Annotated in this window: 23 protein-coding genes; 9 read left to right on the top strand and 14 right to left on the bottom strand. The window is 63.9% G+C overall.

What is annotated here, in order from left to right; all coding sequences use genetic code 11:
* Positions 1-5 precede the first annotated feature (5 nt).
* Together ACWFUC_RS08850 and ACWFUC_RS08845 are read left to right on the top strand one after the other, a co-directional pair.
* Positions 6-791, top strand: coding sequence for a lysophospholipid acyltransferase family protein (locus ACWFUC_RS08850; protein WP_489624671.1), 786 nt, complete (start codon positions 6-8; stop codon positions 789-791).
* A 52-nt stretch (positions 792-843) separates the two neighbouring features.
* Positions 844-1,836, top strand: a complete 993-nt coding sequence (locus ACWFUC_RS08845) for a M48 family metallopeptidase (protein WP_489624670.1) — start codon at positions 844-846, stop codon at positions 1,834-1,836.
* 29 nt (positions 1,837-1,865) lie between these two features.
* Here ACWFUC_RS08845 and ACWFUC_RS08840 read toward each other — a convergent pair whose 3' ends face one another.
* The 9 genes from ACWFUC_RS08840 to ACWFUC_RS08800 all read right to left on the bottom strand — a co-directional run bounded on the left by ACWFUC_RS08840 (position 1,866) and on the right by ACWFUC_RS08800 (position 14,319).
* Positions 1,866-3,989 carry a TonB-dependent receptor gene (locus ACWFUC_RS08840; protein ID WP_489624669.1) on the bottom strand — a complete coding sequence of 708 codons (2,124 nt, stop codon included), beginning with the start codon at positions 3,987-3,989 and terminating at the stop codon, positions 1,866-1,868.
* Positions 3,990-4,193: 204 nt separating this feature from the next.
* The gene (locus tag ACWFUC_RS08835; protein WP_134135441.1) at positions 4,194-5,477 is read right to left on the bottom strand and encodes a chloride channel protein; all 1,284 of its coding nucleotides are present in this window, start codon (positions 5,475-5,477) and stop codon (positions 4,194-4,196) included.
* A 168-nt stretch (positions 5,478-5,645) separates the two neighbouring features.
* Positions 5,646-6,050 (bottom strand): lactoylglutathione lyase, encoded by a 405-nt coding sequence (gene gloA, locus ACWFUC_RS08830; protein WP_039790136.1) that lies wholly within the window; start codon positions 6,048-6,050, stop codon positions 5,646-5,648.
* A gap of 105 nt (positions 6,051-6,155) precedes the next feature.
* A complete protein-coding gene (locus tag ACWFUC_RS08825) occupies positions 6,156-7,751 on the bottom strand; it encodes an EAL domain-containing protein (RefSeq protein WP_489624668.1) in 1,596 nt (531 codons plus the stop codon).
* A 264-nt stretch (positions 7,752-8,015) separates the two neighbouring features.
* The gene (locus ACWFUC_RS08820; RefSeq protein WP_034335597.1) at positions 8,016-8,393 is read right to left on the bottom strand and encodes a hypothetical protein; all 378 of its coding nucleotides are present in this window, start codon (positions 8,391-8,393) and stop codon (positions 8,016-8,018) included.
* A 163-nt stretch (positions 8,394-8,556) separates the two neighbouring features.
* Positions 8,557-9,339 (bottom strand): 16S rRNA (adenine(1518)-N(6)/adenine(1519)-N(6))-dimethyltransferase RsmA, encoded by a 783-nt coding sequence (gene rsmA / locus ACWFUC_RS08815; RefSeq protein WP_121037700.1) that lies wholly within the window; start codon positions 9,337-9,339, stop codon positions 8,557-8,559.
* A gap of 26 nt (positions 9,340-9,365) precedes the next feature.
* Entirely contained in the window at positions 9,366-10,388 is a 1,023-nt protein-coding gene (gene pdxA / locus ACWFUC_RS08810) for a 4-hydroxythreonine-4-phosphate dehydrogenase PdxA (protein WP_489624667.1), read from the bottom strand.
* A 123-nt stretch (positions 10,389-10,511) separates the two neighbouring features.
* Positions 10,512-12,011, bottom strand: a complete 1,500-nt coding sequence (locus tag ACWFUC_RS08805) for a peptidylprolyl isomerase (protein WP_121037705.1) — start codon at positions 12,009-12,011, stop codon at positions 10,512-10,514.
* 25 nt (positions 12,012-12,036) lie between these two features.
* Positions 12,037-14,319: an LPS-assembly protein LptD gene (locus ACWFUC_RS08800; RefSeq protein WP_489624666.1), complete on the bottom strand. Its 2,283-nt coding sequence runs from the start codon at positions 14,317-14,319 to the stop codon at positions 12,037-12,039.
* A gap of 97 nt (positions 14,320-14,416) precedes the next feature.
* Here ACWFUC_RS08800 and ACWFUC_RS08795 point away from each other — a divergent pair, with 97 nt between their 5' ends.
* The 5 genes from ACWFUC_RS08795 to upp all read left to right on the top strand — a co-directional run bounded on the left by ACWFUC_RS08795 (position 14,417) and on the right by upp (position 19,533).
* Positions 14,417-15,448, top strand: a complete 1,032-nt coding sequence (locus ACWFUC_RS08795) for an aminoglycoside phosphotransferase family protein (protein WP_489624665.1) — start codon at positions 14,417-14,419, stop codon at positions 15,446-15,448.
* Positions 15,449-15,458: 10 nt separating this feature from the next.
* Positions 15,459-16,175 carry an N-acetylmuramate alpha-1-phosphate uridylyltransferase MurU gene (gene murU, locus ACWFUC_RS08790; RefSeq protein WP_343724119.1) on the top strand — a complete coding sequence of 239 codons (717 nt, stop codon included), beginning with the start codon at positions 15,459-15,461 and terminating at the stop codon, positions 16,173-16,175.
* Positions 16,172-17,518, top strand: a complete 1,347-nt coding sequence (pepP, locus tag ACWFUC_RS08785; RefSeq protein WP_121037713.1) for a Xaa-Pro aminopeptidase — start codon at positions 16,172-16,174, stop codon at positions 17,516-17,518. The genes murU and pepP overlap by 4 nt, the downstream gene beginning before the upstream one ends.
* A 107-nt stretch (positions 17,519-17,625) precedes the next feature.
* A complete protein-coding gene (locus ACWFUC_RS08780) occupies positions 17,626-18,774 on the top strand; it encodes an FAD-dependent monooxygenase (protein WP_489624664.1) in 1,149 nt (382 codons plus the stop codon).
* Positions 18,775-18,885: 111 nt separating this feature from the next.
* Entirely contained in the window at positions 18,886-19,533 is a 648-nt protein-coding gene (upp, locus tag ACWFUC_RS08775) for a uracil phosphoribosyltransferase (protein ID WP_006461705.1), read from the top strand.
* 74 nt (positions 19,534-19,607) lie between these two features.
* Here the strand turns inward: upp and ACWFUC_RS08770 are convergent, their stop codons facing one another.
* The 5 genes from ACWFUC_RS08770 to ACWFUC_RS08750 all read right to left on the bottom strand — a co-directional run bounded on the left by ACWFUC_RS08770 (position 19,608) and on the right by ACWFUC_RS08750 (position 23,725).
* The gene (locus ACWFUC_RS08770; RefSeq protein WP_489624663.1) at positions 19,608-20,120 is read right to left on the bottom strand and encodes a hypothetical protein; all 513 of its coding nucleotides are present in this window, start codon (positions 20,118-20,120) and stop codon (positions 19,608-19,610) included.
* A gap of 231 nt (positions 20,121-20,351) precedes the next feature.
* On the bottom strand, positions 20,352-21,791 hold the full coding sequence (locus ACWFUC_RS08765; RefSeq protein ID WP_134135455.1) for an NAD(P)(+) transhydrogenase (Re/Si-specific) subunit beta: 1,440 nt from the start codon (positions 21,789-21,791) through the stop codon (positions 20,352-20,354).
* Positions 21,788-22,102: an NAD(P) transhydrogenase subunit alpha part 2 gene (locus ACWFUC_RS08760; RefSeq protein WP_034335569.1), complete on the bottom strand. Its 315-nt coding sequence runs from the start codon at positions 22,100-22,102 to the stop codon at positions 21,788-21,790. Before ACWFUC_RS08760 ends, ACWFUC_RS08765 begins: the two co-directional genes overlap by 4 nt.
* A gap of 60 nt (positions 22,103-22,162) precedes the next feature.
* A complete protein-coding gene (gene panD, locus ACWFUC_RS08755) occupies positions 22,163-22,525 on the bottom strand; it encodes an aspartate 1-decarboxylase (protein WP_008325650.1) in 363 nt (120 codons plus the stop codon).
* Between the two features lie 84 nt (positions 22,526-22,609).
* Positions 22,610-23,725: a Re/Si-specific NAD(P)(+) transhydrogenase subunit alpha gene (locus tag ACWFUC_RS08750; RefSeq protein WP_287019200.1), complete on the bottom strand. Its 1,116-nt coding sequence runs from the start codon at positions 23,723-23,725 to the stop codon at positions 22,610-22,612.
* Between the two features lie 167 nt (positions 23,726-23,892).
* Between ACWFUC_RS08750 and ACWFUC_RS08745 the strand changes: the two genes are divergently transcribed.
* Positions 23,893-24,381, top strand: a complete 489-nt coding sequence (locus ACWFUC_RS08745; RefSeq protein ID WP_489624662.1) for an NUDIX hydrolase — start codon at positions 23,893-23,895, stop codon at positions 24,379-24,381.
* Positions 24,382-24,438: 57 nt separating this feature from the next.
* On the top strand, positions 24,439-25,545 hold the full coding sequence (gene mnmA, locus ACWFUC_RS08740) for a tRNA 2-thiouridine(34) synthase MnmA (RefSeq protein ID WP_489624661.1): 1,107 nt from the start codon (positions 24,439-24,441) through the stop codon (positions 25,543-25,545).
* Positions 25,546-25,560: the final 15 nt, after the last annotated feature.

The following is a 25,560-nucleotide window of genomic DNA, read 5'->3' as shown; positions in this document are numbered from 1 at the left end:
TCGGCATGGGAGAAACGATTTTGCGCCTTGTCCTGATTCTGCGTTCGGTGGTCTTCATGGTCCTGATGGCCGTGGCCACCATCATCTGGTCCTTCGCCTGCCTGCTGTCGGCCCCCTTCCCTTACGCCCAGCGCTACTGGTGGACTTCGCGCTGGAACGTGTTCGTGATCTGGACCGCGCGCGTGATCTGCGGCATCCGCTACGAAATGCGCGGCACCGAGAACCTGCCCGATGCGCCGGTGATCCTGCTCTCCAAGCACCAATCGGCCTGGGAAACCATCTTCTACGTCATCAACATGCCGCGTCCGCTGGTGTTCGTGTTCAAGAAGGAACTGACCTACATTCCCTTCTTCGGCTGGGGCATCGGGCTCTTGCGCATGATCCCGATCGATCGCAAGAAAGGCCGCGATGCCTTTGCACAAGTGCTGGAACATGGCCGCCGCCGTCTGCGCGATGGCCAGTGGATCGTGATGTTCCCGGAAGGCACGCGCACCGCCGTGGGCTCGCAGGGCAAGTACAAGGCCGGCGGTTCGCGCCTGGCCGTGGAAACCAATACGCTGGTGGTACCCGTCGCAATGAATTCGGGCGAATGCTGGCCCAAGGGCAGCTTCGTCAAGAAGCCGGGCGTCATCACGGTCTCGATCGGCAAGCCGATTTCGCCGGAAGGCCTGAATCCCCAGGAATTGAACGAGCGCGTCGAAAATTGGATAGAATCCGAGATGCGCGTGATTTCGCCGGACGTCTACAAAAACAGCGCGCCCCGGCCGGCCGCCACGACTGCATCGCAGTAATGCCGCGCGGCCAACTCCTTAGCCAACAGCAACACAGGACGCCGCGACTGCCTTGATACTGCTCCGCAAACCCAAACCCAATCCCGACCAGCTCTCGCTGCAACTGGATTTGTTTGGCGCGCCCGCCGCTGCGCCGGCAGCGGCGCCCGTCGATCCGGGTCCGGCGTTGCCTTCACCTACGGTGCAGCCGCCGCTCATCGTGACACCGCATCCGGTCGTCCATGCGGCTCCGCTGCCGCCGCCCCTGATTCCCGAACCACCCGCATCACCCTCACCTCCCAGTCCGCTGCTGGCCCCGCCGACCACGGCCCGCCCGGCCGATGGCAAGCGCCGCATCCAGCTGGGCGAGCACACCATCGATTTCGCACTGCTGCGTTCCAAGCGCCGCACCATCGGTTTCCTGGTCAGTGATGAAGGCCTGCGCGTGACCGCGCCCAAGTGGGTCACGCTGGCCGAGATCGACAACGCCATCCGCGAGAAGCAGCGCTGGATCCTCTCCAAGCTCAACGAGCGCCGCGAGCGTTCGGCGCGTCGCCTGCAACCGCAGATGCAATGGCGCGATGGCGCCACCCTGCCCTATCTGGGTGCCGAGATCACGCTGCGCATCCGCACCGGCCAGCGCCAGGCGGTGTTCCTCGACGAAGTCACGCGCGAACTCAACATCAGCCTGCCGGCCGACGCCGGCGAGCAGCAATTGAAGGATCGCGTGCAGGGCTGGCTACAGGCGCGCGCTGAAGAACTGTTCGGCAAGCGGCTCATGATTTATGCCGAGAAGCTGGGCGTGCAATATCGCTCCTACGCACTGTCCTCGGCCACCACGCAATGGGGCTCCTGCACGTCGGATGCGCGCATCCGCCTGAACTGGCGGCTGATGCATTTCGCCCTGCCGCTGATCGATTACGTGATCGCGCATGAACTGGCGCACCTGCGCGAGATGAACCACAGCCCACGCTTCTGGGCCACGGTGCAATCGATCTTCCCCGAATTCGAATCGGCCAAGAAAGCCTTGCGCGACAGCGCAGCCGAGACCATGCCGATCTTCTGACCGGCCGGGTCCGGCCCTCCCTCTCTCGCTCAGAAGCGCACGTTCACACCCACGTCCAGCGAGCGCCCATAGCCCGGCAAGGCTTGCAGGCTGCCGCTCTTGGTCTTGGCCAATCCCGACAGGTAGACCCCGCCCAGCGCATCCGCATAGTTGCGATTGAACAGATTGCTGATGCCTGCGCTGACGCTGATGGCCTGGTTGGACTGATAGCTGCTGCGCAGGTTGAAGACGGTATAGCTGGCGGTGACCGGCTCCAGGCGATTGCTGTCCACCAGCGTCTTGCGTGCGACGTAATTCACTTCAGCGCGGTTGGTCCACGCGCCTTGCTGCTGCTCCAGCGCGGCCAGCACGTTGAAGGGCATCATGTGATACAGGTTGCCGCCATCGATACGCTTGCCGCGCGTGAGGCCGGCCTTGCCGGTGAAGGCGATGTCCCCGAGTCCGGCAGTGCGCAACAGCGGCCACTTCCACGAGGCGTTGATGCCATACAGACGGGCATCGTGATTGGCGAATTGCAGCAGCGCACCCGAGGCAGTGCTGACGCTGTAGGGATTGAAGCGGCCGATGACGTCGGCATCGATGTAGTTCTCGACGTAGCTGAAATACGGTGTCAGCTTGAAGAACCAGCGCGGTTCGTTGCCGTCCTTGTCGGCCGCATGCCAGTCAGCGGTGGCCGAGAGGGTATGCGCCACTTCCGGCTTGAGATCGATGTTGCCGACATAGCCGTTTCCATCGCCGAACCAGTTGGTCATGGTCATGGCCATGGTGCCGCGGCCCCAGGTGTAGCGCTCGTAGAGATTGGGCGAACGCGTCTTGCGGGCATAACCCACCTCCCAGGTCTGCCCGGCGTCGGGCGTGAAGCGCGCCAGTGCGGTGAGGTCGATGTTGTTGTCGGTCTTCGCGTGGCCGCGGGCATTGAAGGCATTGGCCGCCGTCAGGTCAGCCATGTTCATCATGTTGGTGCCATAGGATTGCACGTTGCCGGCATCGGTCTTGACCAACTCGTCGCGCACACCCACGATCGTGCTCCAACGTTCATTCAACTTGCCTTCCCACTCGGCGAAGAGGGCGTAACGATCGCGCTTGCCGTCGTTGATGTTCACATAGGTCCGGGGGCCCATCATCATCGAGCCAGGTACGGCCGGCCAGTCGTCATCCAGATGGAAGCTGTGGTACTCGTTGCCCACGCGCAGTACGCTGCGGCCCTCCGGCGCGAGGTCGATATCGGCGCGCAGCGTGTAACCGAGATCACGGCCCTGTGTCTGCATGGGCATGGTGCCGGTGCGTTCGGCGCTGAAAAATCCCATCTCATGCTCGGTGCGCTGCCAGTACACGCGGCCCAGCAGCTTGCCCCAGTCGAAGCGGCGCTCATAGCCCAGGTTGGCAAAGGTGGAGCGGTTGCCGGTCATGTCCATGTACTGGTTCGGGAAGCCCTGGTAAGGGATGTACTGCTGCCCGGCCTTGAACACCAGTTGCTGCCCGTCGCCGCGTGCGGCCACCGTCACCGCGTGGTTGTTGCTCTCGAACTGGCTGCCCAGCACCTTGTCGCCACGGCCGTTGACGTAGCTCTCGGCCCGCGACTGGCTGGCCACGTAATGGACCGAGAGACTGTCGCTGGCCACCGTGCCCTCCACCGACGCCGACACTTCCGAATTGACGCTGCGGGCGGCCACCGAGAAGCCACCCTTGGTCAGCAGCTCGCCGGGCTGTGCCGCGAACTGTGGTGCCGGCGACGCCAGTTCGATGGTGCCGCCGATGCTGTCGCCACCGACGCTGACCGGCGTGATGCCGGCCATCACGCGCGTGATCCCGACCTGCGCGGGCGGCATGTAGGACATGGGTGCGTTCATCTGGTTGCCACAGGCGGCGGTGACCTCCATGCCATCGAGGCGTATCTTGAGACGGTCGGCAGCGAAGCCATTGAGGACCGGCAGCGCCGAAACGCCGCCCGCTGCGGCGCTGGCGTAACCGGGTTGATCGGCCAGCAGCGCAGCGCTGTCAGCGTTGAGCGGGGCCGTTGCGGCAGGCTTGTCACCGCGCACGGTGACGGTCGGCAGGGGCGCATCGGCCGCATCAGAAGTGGTCTGGGCCAGGGCATGGCCGCAAGCGCTGAACGCCAGCGCGATGGCGCAGGCACAAGGAGTGAGTTGCATGGAAATCCCCAGGGGTTGTCGTTATCGGTCTGCCTGTCTGTGCAGGCAAGTACAGCGGGCGATTATGGCCAAGCAAAACGACGAGGGAGTGCGACATATTGTCGCGCGCGGCACGACAGAATGACGAAGGCGGCGCGCAGCTGCCCGGGGAGCGGGTGTGGGCGGCTGCGTCAAATTGACGCAGCCTTTCGACGATGTGTAGCGTCAGTGCTTGAGATAACGTTCGGCCAGCGTTTCGTACAGCGGCGGTGCGAATACTTTGGAGACCGCCGAGGCAATCAGCGCGGTGGCCATCAGCGAGATCACCAGCGCATGGCCGTCGACCATTTCCATCACGATCACGAAGGCGGTGATCGGCGATTGCGTGACGGCCGCGAGGTAGCCCACCATGGCCAGCGCCACCAGCATCGGCAGCGAGGTGCCACCGAAGAGCAGGTGCAGCAGGTTGCCGAAGCCGGCGCCGATGGACAGCGAAGGCGCGAAGATACCGCCCGGCAGGCCCGGCAGGTAGGAGCCGATCATGGAGGCGAACTTGAGGAAGGGATAGAACACCGACAGCCCCTGCCCGTCGTTGAGCAGGCCATGCGCCTGTTCGTAGCCGCTGCCGAAGGTGGCCCCGCCGGCGGCCACGCCGATGACCGCGACGATGAAACCGCACAGCGCCGCGAACGCCACCGGACGTTCGGCGCGCAGCGTCACGACGGGGGCAGGAATCCAGCGGGTCGGATTGAGGATGAGCCAGCAGAAGAGTCCGCCGGCCACGCCCATCAGTACTGCGGTCACGATCACGGCAAGGATCAGGCGGCCGCTGGTTTCGCCAGGGAAGGCGATGGAGCCGAAATAGGTGTAGTTGCCATTGATCGACAGCGCCACCAGGCCGGCGAAGATGATGGTGGTGATGACCACGCCGCTGGCGCGCTGTTCGAAGCTGCGTGAGAGTTCCTCGATGGCGAAGACGATGCCGGCCAGCGGCGTGTTGAAGGCCGCCGCCAGGCCGGCGGCGGCACCGGCCAGGATCAGGCGGCGTTCCATGTGTTCGTATCCGGCCGGATACAGGCGGCGCAGGTTGTACATGATGGCCGCACCGATTTGCACCGTCGGTCCTTCGCGGCCGATGGTCATGCCGCCGGCGATGGCCACCACCGACAGCACGATCTTGCCGACCAGCACGCGGATGGACAGCAGCACGCTGCCGCGTTCAGCGGTATCCCCATGCAGGGTGGCAATGGCCTGCGGGATGCCGCTGCCTTCCGAGCCGGGGAAGTAGCGGCGCGTGAGCCACACGCAGGCGGCACAGACAGCGGGCGTGAGCAGCAGCGGCAGCCAGGGCGACCTGTGTTCGATACTGCGGAAGACACCGAAGCCGAGTTCGATGGCCTGTGCATACAGCACCGCAACCAGGCCGACGATGATGGCACCGCTCCAGAGGATGCCGTATTCGACCCATAGCCGGCGCAGATGACTTTTGGAGAGTTGGTAGAGGCTCAATTGGCGTTCCTGTTGTTGTTCTGTTGATGCAGAGATGCAAGATGCAGACATGCGTGGATGCAGCGATGCATCCTCATGGACACGGCCTGTGCTGCGAAAATCCCGCCGCATGGCCGCGCCATGAAAAAAGCCCGCGTGCGCGGGCTGGCAGGCTGACAGCGACTTGCCTCAGTCGGCGGCGCTGTACTGTTCCTTCTTCTGGATGAACTCGATCTTGTAGCCATCCGGATCGGTGACGAAGGCAATCACGGTCTTGCCGTGCTTCATCGGACCGGCTTCGCGGGTGACCGCGCCGCCCTTGGCCTTGACCGCCTCACAGGCGGCGTAGGCATCGTCGACCTCGATGGCGATGTGGCCGTAGCCGGTGCCCAGGTCATAGGATTCGGTATCCCAGTTGTGGGTCAGTTCGAGCACGGTGTGATCGCGTTCTTCGCCGTAACCGACGAAGGCCAGCGTGAACTTGCCGTCGGGGTAGTCATTCCTGCGCAGCAGTTTCATGCCCAGCACCTGGGTATAGAAATCGATGGAACGGTCCAGATTTCCCACGCGCAGCATCGTATGCAACATTCTCACTTGGCGACTCCTTTTCATGGCTAACGTGAAGCAAGCCGACATTATCCCCGATTTGCCGGGCGCTCGCCGAAGGCCCGCCATGCAAGTCCGCAGCATCGCGACCACTCAGTCCTGATCGGTCCCGCGCAGACGGTGGATCTGCTCTTCCAGCGCGCTGATCCGGTACTGCAAGCGGCGCTCCGTACTGATGTCGACGATCAGTCCGTACCAGCGCACGATGCGGCCCTCGCTGTCGCTGTGGGGCGAGGCACGGCTGCGCATCCAGCGCCATTGGCCGTCCGGCCAGAGCACGCGGAATTCGGTGCGGAAGGGGCGCCCCGTGGGCAGGTTGGCCAGCCATTCCTGACGCACCCGCAAGCGGTCTTCCTCGGGCATGCGCGCCAGCCACTGCTGGTGGCGCTGGGCGGTAGTCAGCTCGGGCTGCCATTCGAAGGTCGGGCCAATGTAGTCGATCACGCCTTGCGCATCGGCGGCCCAGGGGATGTTGGGACTGAGGTCGATGGCCCGATGGAAATGTTCTTCACTGTCGCGCACGGTACGCTCGGCGGACACGCGCGCCGTGATGTCCACCGCCGAGCCGGAGATGCCCAACAATTCACCCAGGTCGCTGCGCACCACCTGGAAGGCCAGCAACGAGGTGCGGCCGGTGCGCGAATTGAAGAATTCCGTGGCGGCAGGAGACGCGCCGTCGACCACCTCGGCCACCATCTGCAACAGCGGGCGATGTTCGCTGCGGTTCAACAGATCGATGACCGGGCTGCCCTCCAGCTCGGTGCCGGCATAGCCACCGAGCAGGTCGATCATCATGGCATTGGCGCTGACCACGCGCAGCAAGGGATCGAGGAAGCACAGGCCAACCGGCGCGCTGCGATAGAGCGAATCGAGCTGGTGCCAGCGCTGGAAGGGCGAGGTATCGATCCCGGCGCTAAGGCGCGACCACACGCCGCGCTCGCCGATCAGGCGTGCCGCATCGGCCAGCGGAGCAGGACGGCCGAGATGGAAGCCTTGCCCGAATTCGCAGCCCATGCGCTTGAGGAGATGGGCGTGGTGTTCAGTCTCGATGCCTTCGGCGACCACGTGCATCTTGAGACTCTGGCCCAGGCCCGCGACCGCCAGCACGATGCGGAAGCTGTCCGGGTTCTGGTCCATGGTGCGTACGAAACTGGCATCGATCTTGATCTCGTCGAAGGGATAGGACTGCAGGCGCGTCAGGCTGGAATAGCCGGTGCCGAAATCATCCAGCGAGAGGCTGGCCCCGGCCAGGCGTGCGGCCAGGATGGTCTGCAAGGTGCGCTCGTGGTCCTGCACCAGCACGGTCTCGGTGATCTCCAGCTGCAGGCGCGACATGGGCAGGCCATGCTGATGCATCACGGCAGCCAGACGATCCAGCAGGCTGCCGTCGAGGAACTGGCAGGGCGACAGGTTGATCGCCAGGCGCAGCTCCGGGGGCCAGTGGCGCAGGGTGGCGGCCACCGTGTCGAGCAACTTGAGCAGCAGGACATCCAGTACGCCGCCACGTTCGGCGATGTCGATGAAATCGATGGGGGAGACCACACCGCGCTGCGGACAGGTCCAGCGCGCCAGCATTTCGAAACCGGCAATGCGGCCGCTGCGCAGATGCACCAGCGGCTGCAGCGCCGGCCAGAGGTGGCCGGCGTCGAGGGCGGTCCGGATGTCATCGGCGGCGATGGGGGCCATCATCGTGGGAGCATCTCCTTGCTGGTTGGCAATGCGCGCTGTTTCGTCATTCTGACGAAACGATCAGCCTCATTATGCTGACAAAATGCCAAGCGGCTCGTCATTATGTAGCGTTTTACTGACGCTTTGCTTGCCCACCACCGCTTTTCTGCGCCCCACGACAAAAAACGGGCAACCCGACAAGGTTGCCCGTTTTCCTCAAGATGGCTTGCGCCTGGATGTCCTGTGCGGGGGAACCTTGTCCGCCGCCCTGCTCATCGGCCGTGATCAGCGGCCGTAGTAGGAGTAGTAGTCCGGACGGTCGTCGTAACGATAGGTACGTACCTCGGTCCGTTCCACGTAACGCACCGGACGCGGCGGCGGCGGGGCGTAGTAGCGCGGCTGCTCGTAGACTACCTGCTGCGGCGGCTGGTAATACACCGGCTGCGGGGCCTCATAGTAAACCTGCTGCGGCGGGGCCTGATAGACCGGTGCCGGCTGCGAGTTGGCGATCAGTGATCCGATGGCGACGGCACCGATGATACCGGCAGCAATCGCCACGCCGTTGCCGCCCCGGTCATGCGCCATCGCAGGCGTGCTGACGACGGCGGCCGAAGCCAGAAGAGTGGTGGCGATCAATACCGATGCGATTTTTTTGCTGGCCATGATTGGCTCCTGTCAAAGAAGTCCGCGATCTGTCGCGGCACGATTCCAATATAAGACAGGTTCAGCTTGAAACTACGGAATATGAAACTTCGTTACAGTTCTTACGGGTGGCGCCGCGGCTGTAATAAAGTGCAACAGCCGCATTGCACGCCCTGTACGGGCCTCAGGCCTGGCGCGCGGCCAGCAGGTTGGCCAGGGCCACGAACTGGTCCACCGGCACCGCTTCCGGACGCGCCTGCGGATCGACGCCGGCCTGGCGCAATTCGTCTTCCGTGAAGAGGCCCGCCACGCAGTTGCGGATCACCTTGCGGCGCTGGGAGAAGGCCTTGGTGACGACCTGCTCCAGCAAGGCCTGCTCGCAGGCCATGGGCTGCGCCAGCGGGATCATGCGCACGATGGCCGAATCCACCTGCGGCGGCGGATCGAAGGCGGTCGGCGGCACCACGAACAGCAGCTCCATGTGATAGCGCCACTGCAGCATCACCGACAGGCGGCCATAGGCCTTGCCGCCCGGTTCGGCGACCATGCGTTCGACCACTTCCTTCTGCAGCATGAAATGCTGGTCCTGCACCTGCGGGGCGATCTCGGCCAGGTGGAACAGCAAGGGGCTGGAAATGTTGTAGGGCAGGTTGCCGACCACGCGCAGCTTGCGGCCTTCCGGCACCGGGATGCTGGCGAAGTCGAACTTGAGGGCGTCCGCTGAATGCACGGTCAGGCGCTCGGCGCTGAACCGTTTCTTGAGGCGCTCGACCAGGTCGCGGTCCAGTTCCACCACGTGCAGGTGGCGCAACTCTTCCAGCAGCAGCGCAGTCATGGCCGCCAGGCCCGGGCCGATCTCGACCATGGCATCGTCGGCGGCGGGCGCGATGGAGCGGATGATGTCGTGCAGCACCACGTCATCGGTGAGGAAGTTCTGGCCGAAGCGTTTGCGCGGGATGTGTTTCATGGTGGTTCCAGTGGGTTCTTGCAATATCAGGCGGCGGCCCGGCGGCGCGCCATGTCGGCAGCGGCACGGATGGCTACGCACAGGCTGCCATGGTCGGCGTGGCCGAGGCCGGCGGCGGCCAGGTCCAGCGCAGTGCCGTGGTCGACCGAGGTGCGGATCAGGGGCAGGCCGAGGGTGATGTTGATGCCGTGGCCGAAGCTGGCGAATTTCAGGACCGGCAGGCCCTGGTCGTGATACATGGCCAGGACGCAGTCGGCCTCTTCCAGGTATTTGGGCTGGAACAGCGTGTCGGCGGGATACGGTCCCCGGGCATCGATGCCGCGCGCACGGGCCGCTTCCAGCGCGGGGGTGATGACCTCGATTTCTTCACGGCCCAGATAGCCATTCTCGCCAGCATGCGGGTTCAGGCCCGTGACCAGGATGCGCGGATGGGCGATGCCGAACTTGTCGCACAGGTCTGCTTGCAGAATGTCGAGCGTGCGTGCCAGGCTCTCGCCGGTGATCGCGGACGGCACATCCTTCAAGGCCAGGTGCGTGGTGGCCAAGGCGACGCGCAGGTGCGGCGCATCCCCGCCGGCCAGCATCATCACGACTTGCGGCGTGCCGGTGACTTCGGCCAGGTATTCGGTGTGGCCGGTGAAGGCCACGCCGGCATCGTTGATGGCGCTCTTCTGCAGCGGCGCGGTGACGATGGCGGAGAAGGCGCCGGAGAGCGCGCCCTGCACGGCCAGGTCCAGCGTCTGCAACACGGCACGGCCATTGCGCGCATCCAGCACGCCGGCACGCACCGGTTCGGCCACCGGACAATCGATGACGGTGAGGCAATCGACCGGAAAATCGGGCAGGCCGCTGTTGCGCCAGGCCTGGATGGAGAGCGCCGCAACCCGCATCTGCGGATCGATCTCATAGGCCGTCTGTGCCAGCAAGGCGGCGTCACCCAGCAGGATGCAGCGCGCTTCGTGGCGCAACTCCCAGGCGGCACGCAGGGAAATTTCCGGACCGATGCCTGCCGGTTCGCCGCAGGTCAGCGCGAGGATGGGTCGGTTCATGGCGGTGTCACTCATGGCCTGTATGGGAAAAAACGGGCTTCAAAAAGGCAAGGGCCGGCGACAAGGCCGGCCTCTCTTGCACGCATGGGGACAGCCCGCTGGCTGCCCCTGCCGGTGCGGCGATCAATCGTCGTTGCGATACTCGACGTAGGCGCGGTCGCGGATCTGGCGCATCCAGTCCTCGGTGGCTTCCTCGATCTTGCGCTCACGGATGGCCTGGCGCGCGGCCTGGCGGGTGCGCTCCTTGGAGGCATCGTCGGTCTTGCGCTCGACCACCTGGATCAGGTGATAGCCGAACGGGGTTTCGATGGGCTGGCTGACTTCGCCCGGCTTCAACTGGTCCATGGCGCGCTCGAACTCGGGCACGGTATCGCCCGGATAGATCCAGCCGAGGTCGCCGCCCTTGGAGGCGGACAGGTCATTGGAGTACAGCTTGGCCAGTTCCTCGAAGGTAGCCGAACCGTGGTCCAGGCGCTCCTTCAGTTCGGTCAGCTTGCGCTTGGCTTCGGCCGCGGTGACGACTTGGTTGACCTTGATCAGGATGTGGCGCACGTGGGTCTGCTGCACGGCGGGGGCGGCTGCCTGGGTGCCCCCGGCGGCGCGGCGGCCGACCAGCTTGAGGATGTGGAAGCCGTTGCCGCTCTTGAGCAGGCCGCTGACCTGGCCATCCTGCAGCTTGGCCACGCCATCCAGGAACAGTTGCGGCAGGCGGTCCGCCGGACGCCAGCCAAGGTCGCCACCGGACAGGGCATCCGACGAATCGGAATAAGCGGCGGCGGTCTTTGCGAAATCGGCACCGGTCTTCAACTGGCGCAGCACGTCTTCGGCACGTTCACGGCGGGCGGCCAGCTGTTCGGGGCTGGCGTTTTCCGGCACGCGGATCAGGATCTGGGCGATGTCCAGTTCCTGACGCTGGCCGCCGGCATTGGCTTCGGCGGCGAGGTAGTTGTCGATCTCGGACTCGGTGACCACCACCTTGTTGTCCACTTCACGCTCGCGCAGGCGCTGGCTCAGGATTTCGCGGCGAATCTCTTCGCGGAAGCTGGCGTAGTTCATGCCCTCGGCCTCCAGGCGGCTGCGGAATTCCGGCATGGACAGCTTGTTCTGCTCGGCGATGCGCTGCATGGCGCGGTCCAGCATGGCATCGTCGACCACGATGCCGTTTTCCTTGGCCATTTGCGCCTGGGCACGTTCGACGATCATGCGCTCGACCAGCTGGCGCACCAGTTGCTGGCGCGGGGGCAGCTGCACGTTCTGTGCGGCCATGCGCTTCTCGACGCTGGCCAGGCGCTCGGCGACTTCCTGGCGGGTGATGACTTCATTGTTGACCACCACCAGGATGGAATCCACCGGGCGCGGCTCATTGCGCGCGCTGGCTGCCGCCGGTGCGGGGGCAGCTGGCACCGCCGCAGGGGCGGCCGGCTTGCTGGCGGCGGGCTTGACGGCGGCCTTGGGCGAGCCCTTGGCTGGTGCCGACGGCGCGCTGCTGGTGGTTTCCGGCGGGGTTACCGGGATGATGGTGGTCGCGAACTGCGCATGCGCATTGCTGATCACGCCCAGCATGCACAGCAGCGCGGTCACTGTTTTGGTTGTTGCGAGGAGTGGTGTACGCATATTACGCATGGACTAATCGTTGGTTCGAAAAAGGTTAGAAGTTGTTGCCGGGCATGGTATCCGGCAGGTTCACGTTCTGGTAACCGGGCACGCTGCTCTTGATGGCATCCAGCGGGTTGGACCCGATCTTGGAGAGGCCATTGAGTTCGAGCTGAATGAAGAAGCCCGTCGATGCCTTGGTGGACGAGGTCGGTATGCGTTGCGCCACCACCCGGAAGACCCAGCAGTCGGCCTTGTACTCGAAGCCGGCCAGGCCTTCGGCCACGGTGCGGTCCGGAATCGAATAGTTCATGCGGCCGACGGCGTAGATGCGCTGGGTAATCGGCCACTGGCCGGACACGTCGATCTGCTTGAGCGGATCGAGCACGCCGGTGTAGGGGTTGATGTAGGTACGGTCCAGGCGGTATTGCAGGTTCAGCACGCGCTTGGGGGCCGGCTGCCAGCGGATGCCGAAGGTGGAACGCACCATCTGGCGCAGGGTCTCGCTGTACTGCACGGTGTTGTCGGTGGAGAACTCGCGGGTGATCTGCCCCCCCAAGGCCAGCAACAGATCGGATTTGCTGCCCAGCGTGGTGGTGGTGGTGCCGCTGATGCCGACCTTGGGATCGGCAAAGTAGTAACGTTGGCCGATGGCCGCGCGCAGGCGCTCCAGGCCGTTTTCCTCGATCAGGCGCGAGGTGACGGCGGCGGTCAGCTGGTTGGCGTCGCTGATGCGGTCGTGGCCGACGAAGCGGTTCTCGGTGAAGATCTGCGCGAAGTTGAAGTCGGCCAGGCCGGAATCGAACACCGGATACTGCGACTGGTCGCGGTAAGGGGTACGAACGTAGAACAGGCGCGGTTCCAGCGTTTGGGTCATGCTGCGGCCCAGGAGATCGGATTCGCGCTCGAAGATCAGGCCGGAATCCAGCGATACGGTCGGCACCGTACGCGTCAAATTGGTCGGTTGACCGGCCGAGACGTTGTTCAGATTGTAGCTGGTCGCATCCAAAATCACCTTGGGCGTGATGAAATAGCCCGGGCGGATGAAGGGATATGACACCGTTTGCGTGACGTAGGCGCGGTCGCCGCCGATCAGGTCGCCGCTGGAGAAGCGGGTGAAGTCGGCGGTGGTACTGAAGTCGAATCCACCGATGTCATAGCGGTTGCCCACGAATGTAATCTGCGGTACGCGATCATAGGGCTTCGCGATGGGCGCATTGACGTCCTGCAGCAACTGATATTTTGACACCAGACCGGTCACGCTCCAGTACGTACTGCTGTAACTGAGGCTGACATTACGCGGAAGCAAGCGCTGCGTGCTGCCCGTGATCGAATGCGAGAAGTCAGACGGATAGTCGTTGTCGGACGCCTTGTTCAGGTTCCAGGCCAGTTGCAGGCCGGGTGCCAGGGTCTGGTTGTGAATCGAGGACAGCGAATAACGGCCGGTTCCGGTGACCTGGTCCTGGATCCCTTCCACGTTGGTAGTACCACTGTAGCTATCACCCAGATAGCGCGTTTCCGCCCCCATCTGCAGCCCGCGGCGTGCGATGTACTTCGGCACCAGCGTCAGGTCATAGTTGGGTGCCAGGTTGAAGTAGTACGGCATCGAGATCTCTGCGCCACCGGTACTGGTCATGCCGATGGTGGGCGGCAGCACGCCCGACTTGCGCTCCCCCGAGAGCGGGAACGTCATCCAGGGCGAACCCAGAATCGGTACATCCTTGAAATACAGCAGGCCGCCATGCATGGTGCCAATATCGCGACCGCTGTCGAGGTCCATGGTGTTGGCGCGCAGATACCAGTCGGGATCCGGTGCTTCGCAGGTGCTGTAGGTCCCCTGCGTCACCTTGGCCTGGTCGTCCGCCAGGAAGTCGATGCGCTCGGCCTTGCCGCGCCCGCCGTTCTTGCCGATCAGGTAAGTCGGATTGGTCACGTAGCCGGCGCCGGTGCCCATGTTCATCTCGGCGTAGTCGCCGGTGTACTGGTCCTGCAGGCGCTGCATCCAGACGTGGCCGGTGGCCTCGACTTCATCCTGGATGATGCGGTATTCGGCCTTGTCGGACTTGATGGTGGTCGCTGCCTTGACCAGCTCCACGTCGCGGTCCAGGTTGACCTGGCGGTCGGGACGGCCGGTCATCTGCTCGGCGCTGACATTGACCGGGGCGTCCTGGTCCTGTGCGGGCGGCGTGGCAGGCGCAGCGGTGGGCATGCTCATCTGGGCGTGCACCGACAGCGGCAGCAGGGCCGAGGCAGAAGCCACTACCATTGCCGAAGAGAACAGACGCGCCAGCCGCCAGTTGACAGTACGTTCAGTGAAAGACTTGGAAAACCGGATCATGAAAAGAGAGGCTAGATACCGTGCAGGCGGATTTTTTGGGTTTAATCCCTTATTATATGGGAACTCAACCTCGTCAAACGATTTCCTCAGATAGTTCATGTCTTCACCTGGTTCCACCCCCGATCTCCGCCTGTCCGAATTGCAAGCCTGGCTGGCCACCCTGGCCGATACCCCGGTGCTTTCCTCCACCCTGCGCCCGGCCTCGGCCGACGCCAGCTTCCGCCGTTATTTCCGGGTGGACACACCCGACGGCGGCAGTGCCATCGTGATGGATGCCCCGCCGCCGCAGGAGGACGTCCGTCCCTTCGTGAAGGTCGCCGGCCTCTTCGGCGAGACCGGGGTGACCGTGCCGAAGGTACTGGCGCAGGATACCGAGCGCGGCTTCCTGCTGCTCTCGGACCTGGGTTCCACGACCTACTTGTCGCAGCTCTCGGCCGACAGCGCGCACGCACTATACATGGATGCGATCGAGGCCCTGGTACTTTTACAAGCGCAAAGCAAGCCCGAGGCCCTGCCCGAATACGACCGCCCGCTGCTGCTGCGCGAGCTGGAACTGTTCCGCGAGTGGTATATCGGCAAGCACCTGGGCGTGACCCTCACCGACGAGCAGAACGCGGTGCTGGACAAGACCTTCGACGCCATCCTGGCCAACAACCTGGCGCAGCCCCAGGTCTACGTGCACCGCGACTATCATTCACGCAACCTGATGGTGCTGCCCAAGGGCAACCCGGGCATCCTGGACTTCCAGGATGCGGTCTACGGTCCCATCACCTACGACCTGGTCTCGCTGCTGCGCGATGCCTACATCCAGTGGGATGAGGAAATGGTGCTGGACTGGGCCATCCGCTACTGGGAAAAGGCGCGCCGCGCTGGCCTGCCGGTCACGCCGGACATCGATACCTTCTACCGCGACTTCGAATGGATGGGCCTGCAGCGCCACCTGAAGGTGCTGGGGATCTTCGCGCGCCTGTGGCATCGCGACGGCAAAGATGGCTACCTGAAGGACATCCCGCTGGTCATGGAATACACCCTCAAGACCGCGCGCCGCTACGTGGCCTTCACGCCGCTGGTGCGCCTGATCGAGAAGTTCGAACAGGAACACGCGCCCAAGTTCGGCTACACCTTCTGAGGCGCCCCGCATGAAAGCCATGATCTTCGCAGCCGGCCGCGGCGAGCGCATGCGTCCGCTGACCGATACCTGCCCCAAGCCGCTCCTGAAAGTACGCGGCCGCCCGCTGATCGTCTGGCAGATCCTCTCGCTGGTACGCGCCGGCATCACCGAGATCGTCATCAATCACGCCCACCTGGGCCAGATGATCGAAGACACCCTCGGTGACGGCAGCCGTTATGGCGCAAAGCTCTTTTATTCACCCGAAAAGACCGCGCTGGAAACGGCAGGCGGTATCGCCCAGGCCCGCCACCTGCTGGGTGAAGAACCTTTCATAGCGGTCTCCGGCGACATCTGGTGCCCGCACTTCGACTACAGCGAACTGCTGACCGTGCTGGAAGACGAGGACCCGTGGGGCAATCCGCTGCCGCAAGACAAGCGTGACCTGGCCTGGCTGTACCTGGTCAAGAATCCGCCCTTCCATCCCGAGGGGGATTTCGCATTGAACAACTTCGCCATCGCCAACGAGGGCCAGCCGAAGCTGACTTTTGCCAACATCGGCGTGTATCGCCCGGAAATGTTCGACGGCATCGCGCCCGGCAGCCACGCCAAACTGGGGCCGCTGCTGCGCCAGTACGCCGACCAGGGCCGCATCGGCGGCGATGTGTATCGCGGCGACTGGCACAACGTCGGCACCATCGATCAACTGGAAGCACTGAACCTGCCACCGCAAGGAACCCGACCATGAGCTTCGACGCCACCCCCTTCGCCGCCCGCCGCGCGCGCCTCTTGGCCAGCCTGCAACAAGCCGGGGGCGGCGTGGCCATCATCCCGACCGCGCCCGAGGTGATGCGCAATCGGGATGCCGATTATCCGTATCGCCACGACAGCTACTTCTACTACCTGACCGGCTTCACCGAGCCCGAAGCCGTACTCGTACTGGTGGCCGGCAAGGAAAACCGCAGCATCCTGTTCTGCCGCGACAAGAACCTGGAACGCGAAATCTGGGACGGCTACCGCCACGGCCCGCAGGCCGCGCAGCAGCTCTTCGCGCTCGATGCAGCCCATCCGATCGAGGAGCTGGACAAGAACATGCCCGCCCTGCTCTCCGACGCCCGCGCCGTCTACTACGCGCTCGGCCAGGACGACCAGCGCGATGCCCAGTTGCAGCGCTGGCTGCAGGGCGTACGCGCACTGGCGCGCAGCGGCGTGTCCGCGCCCGGCGCGGTGGTCGATGTGAGCGTGCTGCTGGATGACATGCGCCTCTTCAAGGACGCCTACGAGATCGACGTGATGAAGCGCGCCGGCATCATTTCCGCCGAGGCGCATTGCCGCGCCATGCGCATCTGCCGTCCCGGCCTGCGCGAATATCACCTGGAAGCCGAACTGCTGCACGAATTCCGCCGCAACGGTTCGCAGTATCCGGCCTATGGCTCCATCGTCGCCACCGGCGCCAACAGCTGCGTGCTGCACTATCGCGCGGGCGACGCCGAAATCAAGGACGGCGACCTGGTCCTGATCGACGCCGGCTGCGAACTGGACAGCTACGCCGCCGACATCACCCGCACCTTCCCGGCCAATGGCAAGTTCAGCGGGCCGCAGAAGGCGCTCTACGAGATCGTGCTGGCCGCGCAAGCCGCCGCCATCGCCGAGACCGCACCCGGCAAACGTTTCATGGATGGCCATGACGCCGCCGTGCGCGTGCTGGCGCAGGGCATGCTCGATACCGGCTTGCTGGACAAATCCAAGGTCGGCTCGCTGGAAGACGTGATCGAAAAAGGCGACTATCGCCAGTTCTACATGCATCGCACCGGCCACTGGCTGGGCATGGATGTGCATGACGTGGGCGACTATCGCGATCCCGCCACCGCCGATGGCAGCAAGCCCTGGCGCACGCTGCAGCCGGGCATGGTGCTGACCATCGAACCGGGCATCTACGTGCGTCCCGGCGAGGGCGTGCCGGAGCAGTTCTGGAACATCGGCATCCGCATCGAGGATGATGCGCACGTCACCCCCTCCGGCTGCGAATTGCTGACCACGGGCGTGCCCACCAAGGTCGATGACATTGAAGCGCTGATGCGCCAGGCTTAAGCGCCCGTCTCCCCAGGGCCGCGCATGCGCCGGATCAAGCCCGGCCGGCGCGGCTCCGCTACAATGAGGCCTTCCTGAATCTTCTGCAGAAGGCATTTCCCGGCATCATGGAATCCGTCGATTTCGACCTCATCATCTGCGGCGGTGGCCCGGTCGGCCAGAGCGTGGCCGGCCTCTTGGCGCGCCGCCAGTTGTCCGCCGCGCGCATCGCTCTGGTGGACATGAAGTCTCCTGAACAAGCCGCCGCTGACCCGCGCACCATTGCCCTTTCCTACGGCAGCCGCCAGATCCTCGATGAACTGGCTGCCTGGGACGACATCGGCCGCAGTGCCACCGCCATCGAACAGATCCACGTCTCGCGCCGTGGCCACTTCGGCCGCACCCTGCTGGACCGCAAGGATTACCAGTTGCCCGCGCTGGGCTACGTGGCGCGCTATGGCGACGTCAACCGCGCCCTTGCCTCGGCCATCGCACCGCTGGGACTGACCCAGATGCGCCCCGCCGAAGCACAGGAGATCACGGAAGAAGAAGACCACGTCGCCGTCACCCTCAAGGATGGACGCGTACTGCGAGCGCAACTGGTGATCCAGGCCGAGGGTGGCGTCTTCGGAGAACAGCAGCAAAAAAGCCTGCAGCGCGACTACCAGCAACTGGGCATCATCGCGCACGTGCTGGCCGATGGCGTGATCGCCCATCGCGCCTTTGAACGCTTCACCGATGAAGGCCCGCTGGCCCTGCTGCCGCAGGATGATGGCTATGCGCTGGTGTGGTGCGTACGTCCTGCCACCGGCGAAGCATTGCTGGCGCTGGACGATGCCGCCTTCCTCTCGTCCCTGCAGCGCACCTTCGGCGAGCGGGTGGGCCGATTCACCCGCATCAGCGTACGCCACGCCTTCCCGCTGGGCTTGAACGCCCGCCCCGGCCAGAGCCGGCGCGTTGTGGCCATCGGCAATGCGGCACAAACCCTGCATCCGGTCGCCGGCCAGGGGCTGAACCTGGGCTTGCGCGACGCCCGCGTGCTGGCCGATGTGCTGGCGCGCGAGGTCTCTCCCGAAGCCTTGCAGGCCTTCGAGCGCCAGCGCGGGCAGGATCGCGGCCTGACCATTCGCCTGACCGACCTGATGGCGCGCATCTTTGCCGGCTCGCCCCAAGGTTCGCCCCTGCAGGCAGCACTGGGCCTGTCGCTGGGCGCGATCGACCTGCTGCCGGCAGCACGCGGCTTGCTGGCCGAACAGATGATGTTCGGTCGCCGATGAGGTGAACAATGCTGCAGTGGCGCGACGTCCCGGCGTCGCGCAGGCGGTCAGGAAATGCGACAATGCTGACTTGCGGCACCCGCCGCTCCACCCAGCAGATACGCATTTGCCATGAAACAAGACCCGCGCTTCAAGAACCTCTTCATCCTCGACCATCCGCTGATCCAGCACAAGCTGTCGCACATGCGCGACAAGCGCACCTCCACCCGCACCTTCCGCGACCTGCTGCGCGAGATCACGCTGCTGATGGGTTACGAAATCACGCGCGACCTGCCGCTGACCACCGAGACCATCGAAACCCCGCTGGTGACCTATGAAGCGCCGGTAATCGCCGGCAAGAAGCTGGCCGTGGTGCCGGTGCTGCGTGCGGGCGTGGGCATGAGCGATGGCCTGCTGGAACTGATCCCCTCGGCGCGCGTGGGCCATATCGGCGTCTATCGCGACGAGAATCACCTGCCAGTGGAATACCTGGTGCGCCTGCCGGACCTGCAGGACCGCATCATGATCCTGTGCGACCCCATGGTTGCCACCGGCAACTCGGCCGTCTATGCGGTGGATGCCCTGAAGAAGCGCGGCGTGCCGGCTTCGCATATCGTCTTCGTGGCCCTGGTCGCGGCACCGGAAGGCGTGCAGGTGTTCGCTGATGCGCATCCGGATGTGAAGCTTTACGTCGCTTCCCTGGATTCCCACCTGGATGAGGATGCCTACATCGTGCCAGGGTTGGGCGATGCGGGGGATCGCATTTTCGGGACCAAGTAAAAAGAAAAGCCGGTTCCGACATCGCTGTCGGGAACCGGCCTGCCGGATCTCATTCTTTTACGTCTGCGCCGGGATCACTTCACCTGCGCTGCGGGTGTCACGGGTTGCGGGGAACTGGCTGTCGTCACCTTGGTAGCCCCTGACGGCTGCTGTGCTGCGGCAGCGGCCTGGGCCTGCTCGGTGGAGACCTTCTTGTCCACGACCGAGGACTCGCCCATCTTCACCGGCAACTGATTCGGATAATCGTAGCCGTTGCCGCGCGAGTGGTCGACAATGGCACCGATGCCGCCGCCGAAAATGATATTGCCCCACATCGAACCGGCCGCGCGCGACACGGCCTTCAACAAGCCATCGGGAACGCCTCCTCGCTTGCAGACCACATCCAGGTCTTCATTCGATTTCCGCACATAGACATTGGCCGGAGTGAGCGCCGCCCAAGAGCCCTTGTCATTGGTCAGTGTGCAGGAAGCCTGCACCGGTTTACCTTCATAGACCGAGGTCAATGCCACCACTTGGGTATCACTTTGCGTAATCGTCGAACAGCCGGATACCATCACGACGCACAGCGCCGCCATTGCAACTTTCACTGTATTTCCCCTGAATTATTGATTGAGTTTCATTGTCGTTGTGTACCGTGATCGCCCTCGGATCCCGCTACCCCAGCGGGAATGCAAGCAAATGCCCCAAAAGCGAACGGCTTGCAAATTGTACAAGATGTACATTCTGGCAAGCCGTTACAGGAAGAAAAATTACGCGTGCGTTGCGCGTAATCAGTTACCAGCAGAACGCACCATCAGATGCCGGTGCGCACGCCAACGTCAGTCCACCGCCTTGACCATGTCCTCGATGACCTTCTTGGCATCGCCAAAGACCATCATGGTCTTGTCCATGTAGAACAGTTCATTGTCCAGACCTGCATAACCCGCTGCCATGGAGCGCTTGTTCACGATCACGGTCTTGGCCTTGTAGGCTTCCAGGATCGGCATGCCGGCAATGGGCGACTTGGGATCCTTGGCCGCCGGGTTGACCACGTCATTGGCCCCCAGCACCAGCACCACATCGGCCTGGGCGAATTCGCTGTTGATGTCTTCCATCTCGAACACCTGGTCATAGGGCACCTCGGCTTCGGCCAACAGCACGTTCATGTGGCCCGGCATGCGGCCGGCCACCGGGTGGATTGCGTATTTCACGGTCACGCCGTTGTGGGTCAGCTTTTCGGTCAGTTCCTTCAGTGCGTGCTGCGCGCGTGCGACGGCAAGCCCGTAACCCGGCACGATGATGACGGTTTCTGCATTTCCCATCAGAAACGCCGCATCGTCGGCCGATCCCGACTTGACGTTGCGCTGCTGCTGCGCCCCGCCACCGGCGGCCGCCGCTTCACCGCCAAAGCCGCCCAGGATCACGTTGAAGAAGGACCGGTTCATCGCCTTGCACATGATGTAGGAGAGGATCGCACCAGACGAACCGACCAGCGAACCCGCGATGATGAGCATGGAGTTGTTCAGCGAAAAACCGATGCCCGCCGCCGCCCAGCCGGAATAGCTGTTGAGCATCGAGACCACCACCGGCATGTCCGCCCCGCCAATCGGGATGATGATGAGCACGCCCAGCGCAAAGGCGATGGCGGCCATGATGATGAAGGGCAGCCAGTTTTGCGTCAGCACGAAGATGATGCCGAAACCGATCATGGCCACCGCCAGCAGGAGGTTCAGGAAATGCTGGCCGGCGAAGTTGACCGGCGCACCCTGGAACAGGCGGAACTTGTACTTGCCCGAGAGCTTGCCGAAAGCGATCACCGAACCCGAGAAAGTGATGGCCCCCACGAAGGTACCGATGAACAGTTCGACCCGGTTGCCCACCGGGATCAGCTGCCCGTGCGCCGAAATGCCCAGCGCCCACGGCTCGGCCACCGCCGCCACCGCGATACAGACCGCCGCCAGACCGATGAGCGAATGCATCGCCGCCACCAGTTCGGGCATCTTGGTCATCTCGACGCTGCGCGCCAGATAAGCGCCGATGCCGCCGCCGACGATCACGCCGCCAGCCACCAGCAGGTAGCCGATGTCACCGGAAGGATTGGATCCCTCCCCCTTGATCTTGACGATCAGCGCCAGCGTGGTCAGCACGGCGATGACCATGCCGGCAATGCCGAAGCTGTTGCCACGGCGCGCCGTGGCCGGGTGCGAGAGACCCTTCAGGGCCTGGATGAAACAGATCGATGCGATCAGGTACAGCAGGGTCACCAGGTTCATGCTCATGCTCGTTCTCCCGACTTGGCCTTGGGCTCTTTCTTCTTGAACATTTCCAGCATGCGCTGGGTCACCATGAAGCCGCCGAACACGTTCACCGCCGCCAGCGCCACGGCCAGCGTGCCGGCAATGCGCCCGACCGTGCCTTCGGTGAGGCCCGCGGCCAGCATGGCGCCGATGATGATGATGGCCGAGATGGCATTGGTCACCGCCATCAGGGGTGTGTGCAAGGCCGGGGTCACCGTCCAGACCACGTGGTAGCCAACGTAGATGGCCAACACGAAGATGATCAGGTTGATGATGGTGTGGCTGACTTCCATGGTGTTCCTCCTTGTGAGGCAGCCCGCTGGTGAAACGGGCCGCATGGTTCTTGTCGAGGGTCAGATCGCCTTGAGGCTGGTGATGCGGTTCTTGTCGTCCACGAAGACCACCTTGGGCTTGTAGCTGGCGACTTCTTCATCGCTCATCGGGGCGTAGGTACAGATGATGAGCAGGTCGCCCAGGTGCGCCAGGCGGGCCGCCGCGCCGTTCAACGAGATCTCGCCGCTGCCGCGCTTGCCGCGAATGGCATAGGTGGAGAAACGTTCACCGTTGTTGACGTTGTAGAGTTCGATCTTCTCGAACTCGCGGATGTCAGCGGCTTCCAGCAGGTCTTCGTCGATCCCGCAGGAACCTTCATAGTTCAGGTCGCACTGGGTGACCGAGGCGCGATGGATCTTCGCGCGCAGCATGATGCGTTGCATGTACTTCTTCCTTCTTGTTTCAAAAGTGATGGGCGTGAGGGGACTGAAAACGCCCGGGTTTTCTGCCGACCCGGGCCGGCAGATTCATTTGCGCAGGATCTCGCCACCCTGGCAGAGCAGCGTGGCCGCGACGATATCGTCTTCCTTGTTGATGACCAGCTTGCCTTCGGCATCGATGATCAGTTTCAGGAAGTCGAGCACGTTGCGCGCGTATAGGGCCGAGGCATCGGCCGCCACCAGGGCCGCCAGGTTGCCTTCGCCGATGATGTGCACGCCGTGCTTGATGACGGTCTTGCCGGGTTCCGACAAGGGACAGTTGCCGCCCTGGTCGACCGCCATGTCCAGGATCACCGAACCGGGCTTCATGGCCTTGACGGTCTCCTCGCTGATCAGCACCGGGGCCTTGCGGCCGGGGATCAGGGCGGTGGTGATGATGATGTCGGCCTGTTTGGCGCGTTCGTGGACCAGCTCGGCCTGGCGCTTCATCCAGTCCGGCGGCATGGGACGTGCATAGCCGCCCACACCCTGGGCGATTTCCTTTTCTTCCTCGGTCAGGAAGGGCACGTCCAGGAATTTGGCCCCCAGCGATTCGATCTGCTCCTTGACCGCCGGACGCACGTCGGAGGCCTCGATCACCGCCCCCAGCCGCTTGGCGGTAGCAATGGCCTGCAGGCCGGCCACGCCGGCCCCCATGATGAGCATGCGCGCGGCCTTGACGGTACCGGCGGCGGTCATCAGCATCGGCATGAAGCGTTGATAGGTATTGGCGGCCATCAGCACGGCCTTGTAGCCGGCAATGTTGGCCTGCGAGGACAGCACGTCCAGCGACTGCGCGCGGGTGGTGCGGGGCGCGGCTTCGAGGCCGAAGGCGGTGAGGCCGGCGGCGGCCATGGCGGCGATGTTGTCGGCATCGAAGGGATTCAACATGCCGATGACCACGGTACCCGGCTTGAGGCGAGCGCGTTCGCCCTCATTGGGAGCGCGCACCTTGAGCAGGATCTCGGCGGTATAGACCGCTTCGGCGCTGCCGATGCTGGCGCCGACGGCCACATAGGCCTCGTCAGGAATGCTGGATTTGACCCCGGCGCCGGACTCCACCATCACTTCGTGCCGGGCCGCCACCAGTTTCTTGACGGTTTCGGGGGTGGCGGCGACACGGGTTTCTCCGTCCCGGCTTTCGGCGGGGATCGCTATCCTCATTCCTGACTCCTTTTTTTGTGGATTCTTGGCCCAATCTTACACGACTCGCCTTGTGCGGCGAGAAATTGGCGGGCAGGCAAGAAAGCCCGGCGATCCCGCGCCGTGGCGGCCCGGGCGCTGAAGAGTCGGCCCTGACAGGGTAAAATGGCGGATTCACGAGGTCATCAATGTCTGAAGTCTGGAAACCCTCTGTCACCGTGGCCGCCATCATCGAGCGCGACGGCCGCTTCCTGATGGTGGAAGAGCACAGCGCCGGCGGACTGCGCATCAACCAGCCGGCCGGCCACCTGGAACCGGGCGAGTCCCTGATCGAGGCAGCCGTGCGCGAAGCGCTGGAAGAATCGGCGCATGTCTTCACACCGACGGCGCTGGTGGGGACTTATCTTTCACGCAACGTGTCGTCCTCGCGCGGCGGCCGGTCGGTCACCTACCTGCGCTTTGCCTTTGCGGGAACGGTCGGCGAAGCCCTGGACCGGCCGCTGGACGAGGGCATCGTGCGCGCCGTCTGGATGACACGCGACGAACTGGCCGCCTGCGCCGAACGGCATCGCAGCCCGTTGGTGTTGCGTTGCGTGGACGATTACCTGGCCGGCCAGCGCGCACCGCTGGAACTGGTGCATACGGATCCCAGCGCCATCGGCGCCCTGCCCGGCTGAGGCGGGCGCATCACTTGGCGGACCTCTTTATGGATGGCCGCATTGAACGGAAACAACATGAGCAAGAAAAGAGTAGTCATCGGCATGTCGGGCGGCGTGGATTCGTCGGTTTCGGCATGGCTGCTGAAGGAGCAAGGCTATGAGGTCATCGGCCTGTTCATGAAGAATTGGGAAGACGACGACGATTCTGAATACTGTTCCACCCGGGAAGACTGGATCGACGCGGTCAGCGTGGCCGATGTGGTCGGGGTGGATATCGAGGCAGTGAATTTTGCTTCCGAATACAAGGATCGCGTCTTCGCCGAATTCCTGCGTGAATACCAGGCCGGGCGCACGCCCAATCCTGACGTGCTGTGCAATGCCGAGATCAAGTTCAAGGCCTTCCTCGACCACGCCATGAAGCTGGGTGCCGATCTGATCGCGACCGGTCACTACGCGCGCGTGCGCCAGGGGCCGCAGGGCGACTTCCAGTTGCTCAAGGCGCTCGACGCCAGCAAGGACCAGAGCTATTTCCTGCATCGCCTGAACCAGGAGCAGCTCTCGCGCACGGTGTTCCCCCTGGGCGAGATCCACAAGACCGAAGTGCGCAAGATCGCCGAGCAGCTGCAACTGCCAAACGCGAAGAAGAAGGATTCAACCGGCATCTGCTTCATCGGCGAGCGCCCTTTCCGTGAATTCCTGAACCGTTACCTTTCCTACAAGCCCGGCCCCATCAAGACCGCCGACGGCCAGACCGTGGGCCAGCACGTGGGCCTGTCCTTCTATACGCTGGGCCAGCGCAAGGGGATCGGCATCGGTGGCCTGAAGGCGCACCAGAATGCCGATGGCCATGGCGATGCCTGGTACGTGGCCCGCAAGGACGTGGAAAACAACACCCTCTACATCGTCCAGGGGCATGACCACCCCTGGCTGCTCTCGCCGACCCTCTCGGCCGGCCAGATCAGTTGGGTCGCAGGCCATGCGCCGCAACTGCCGGCCTTGTCGGCCAAGACGCGCTATCGCCAGGCGGATGTTCCCTGTGGTTTTGCCGATGCCGGCAGCAGCTTCTCGCTGGCCTTCGACACCCCGCAATGGGCGGTCACGCCGGGCCAGTCGGCAGTGCTCTATGACGGCGACGTCTGCCTGGGGGGCGGCATCATCGAAAGCGGAGCCCTGCCGGATTAAGCTTTCATAGAGGCA

This window comes from Herbaspirillum sp. Her4 (assembly GCF_057961335.1).
This window is presented reverse-complemented; position numbering and strand designations above follow the sequence as displayed.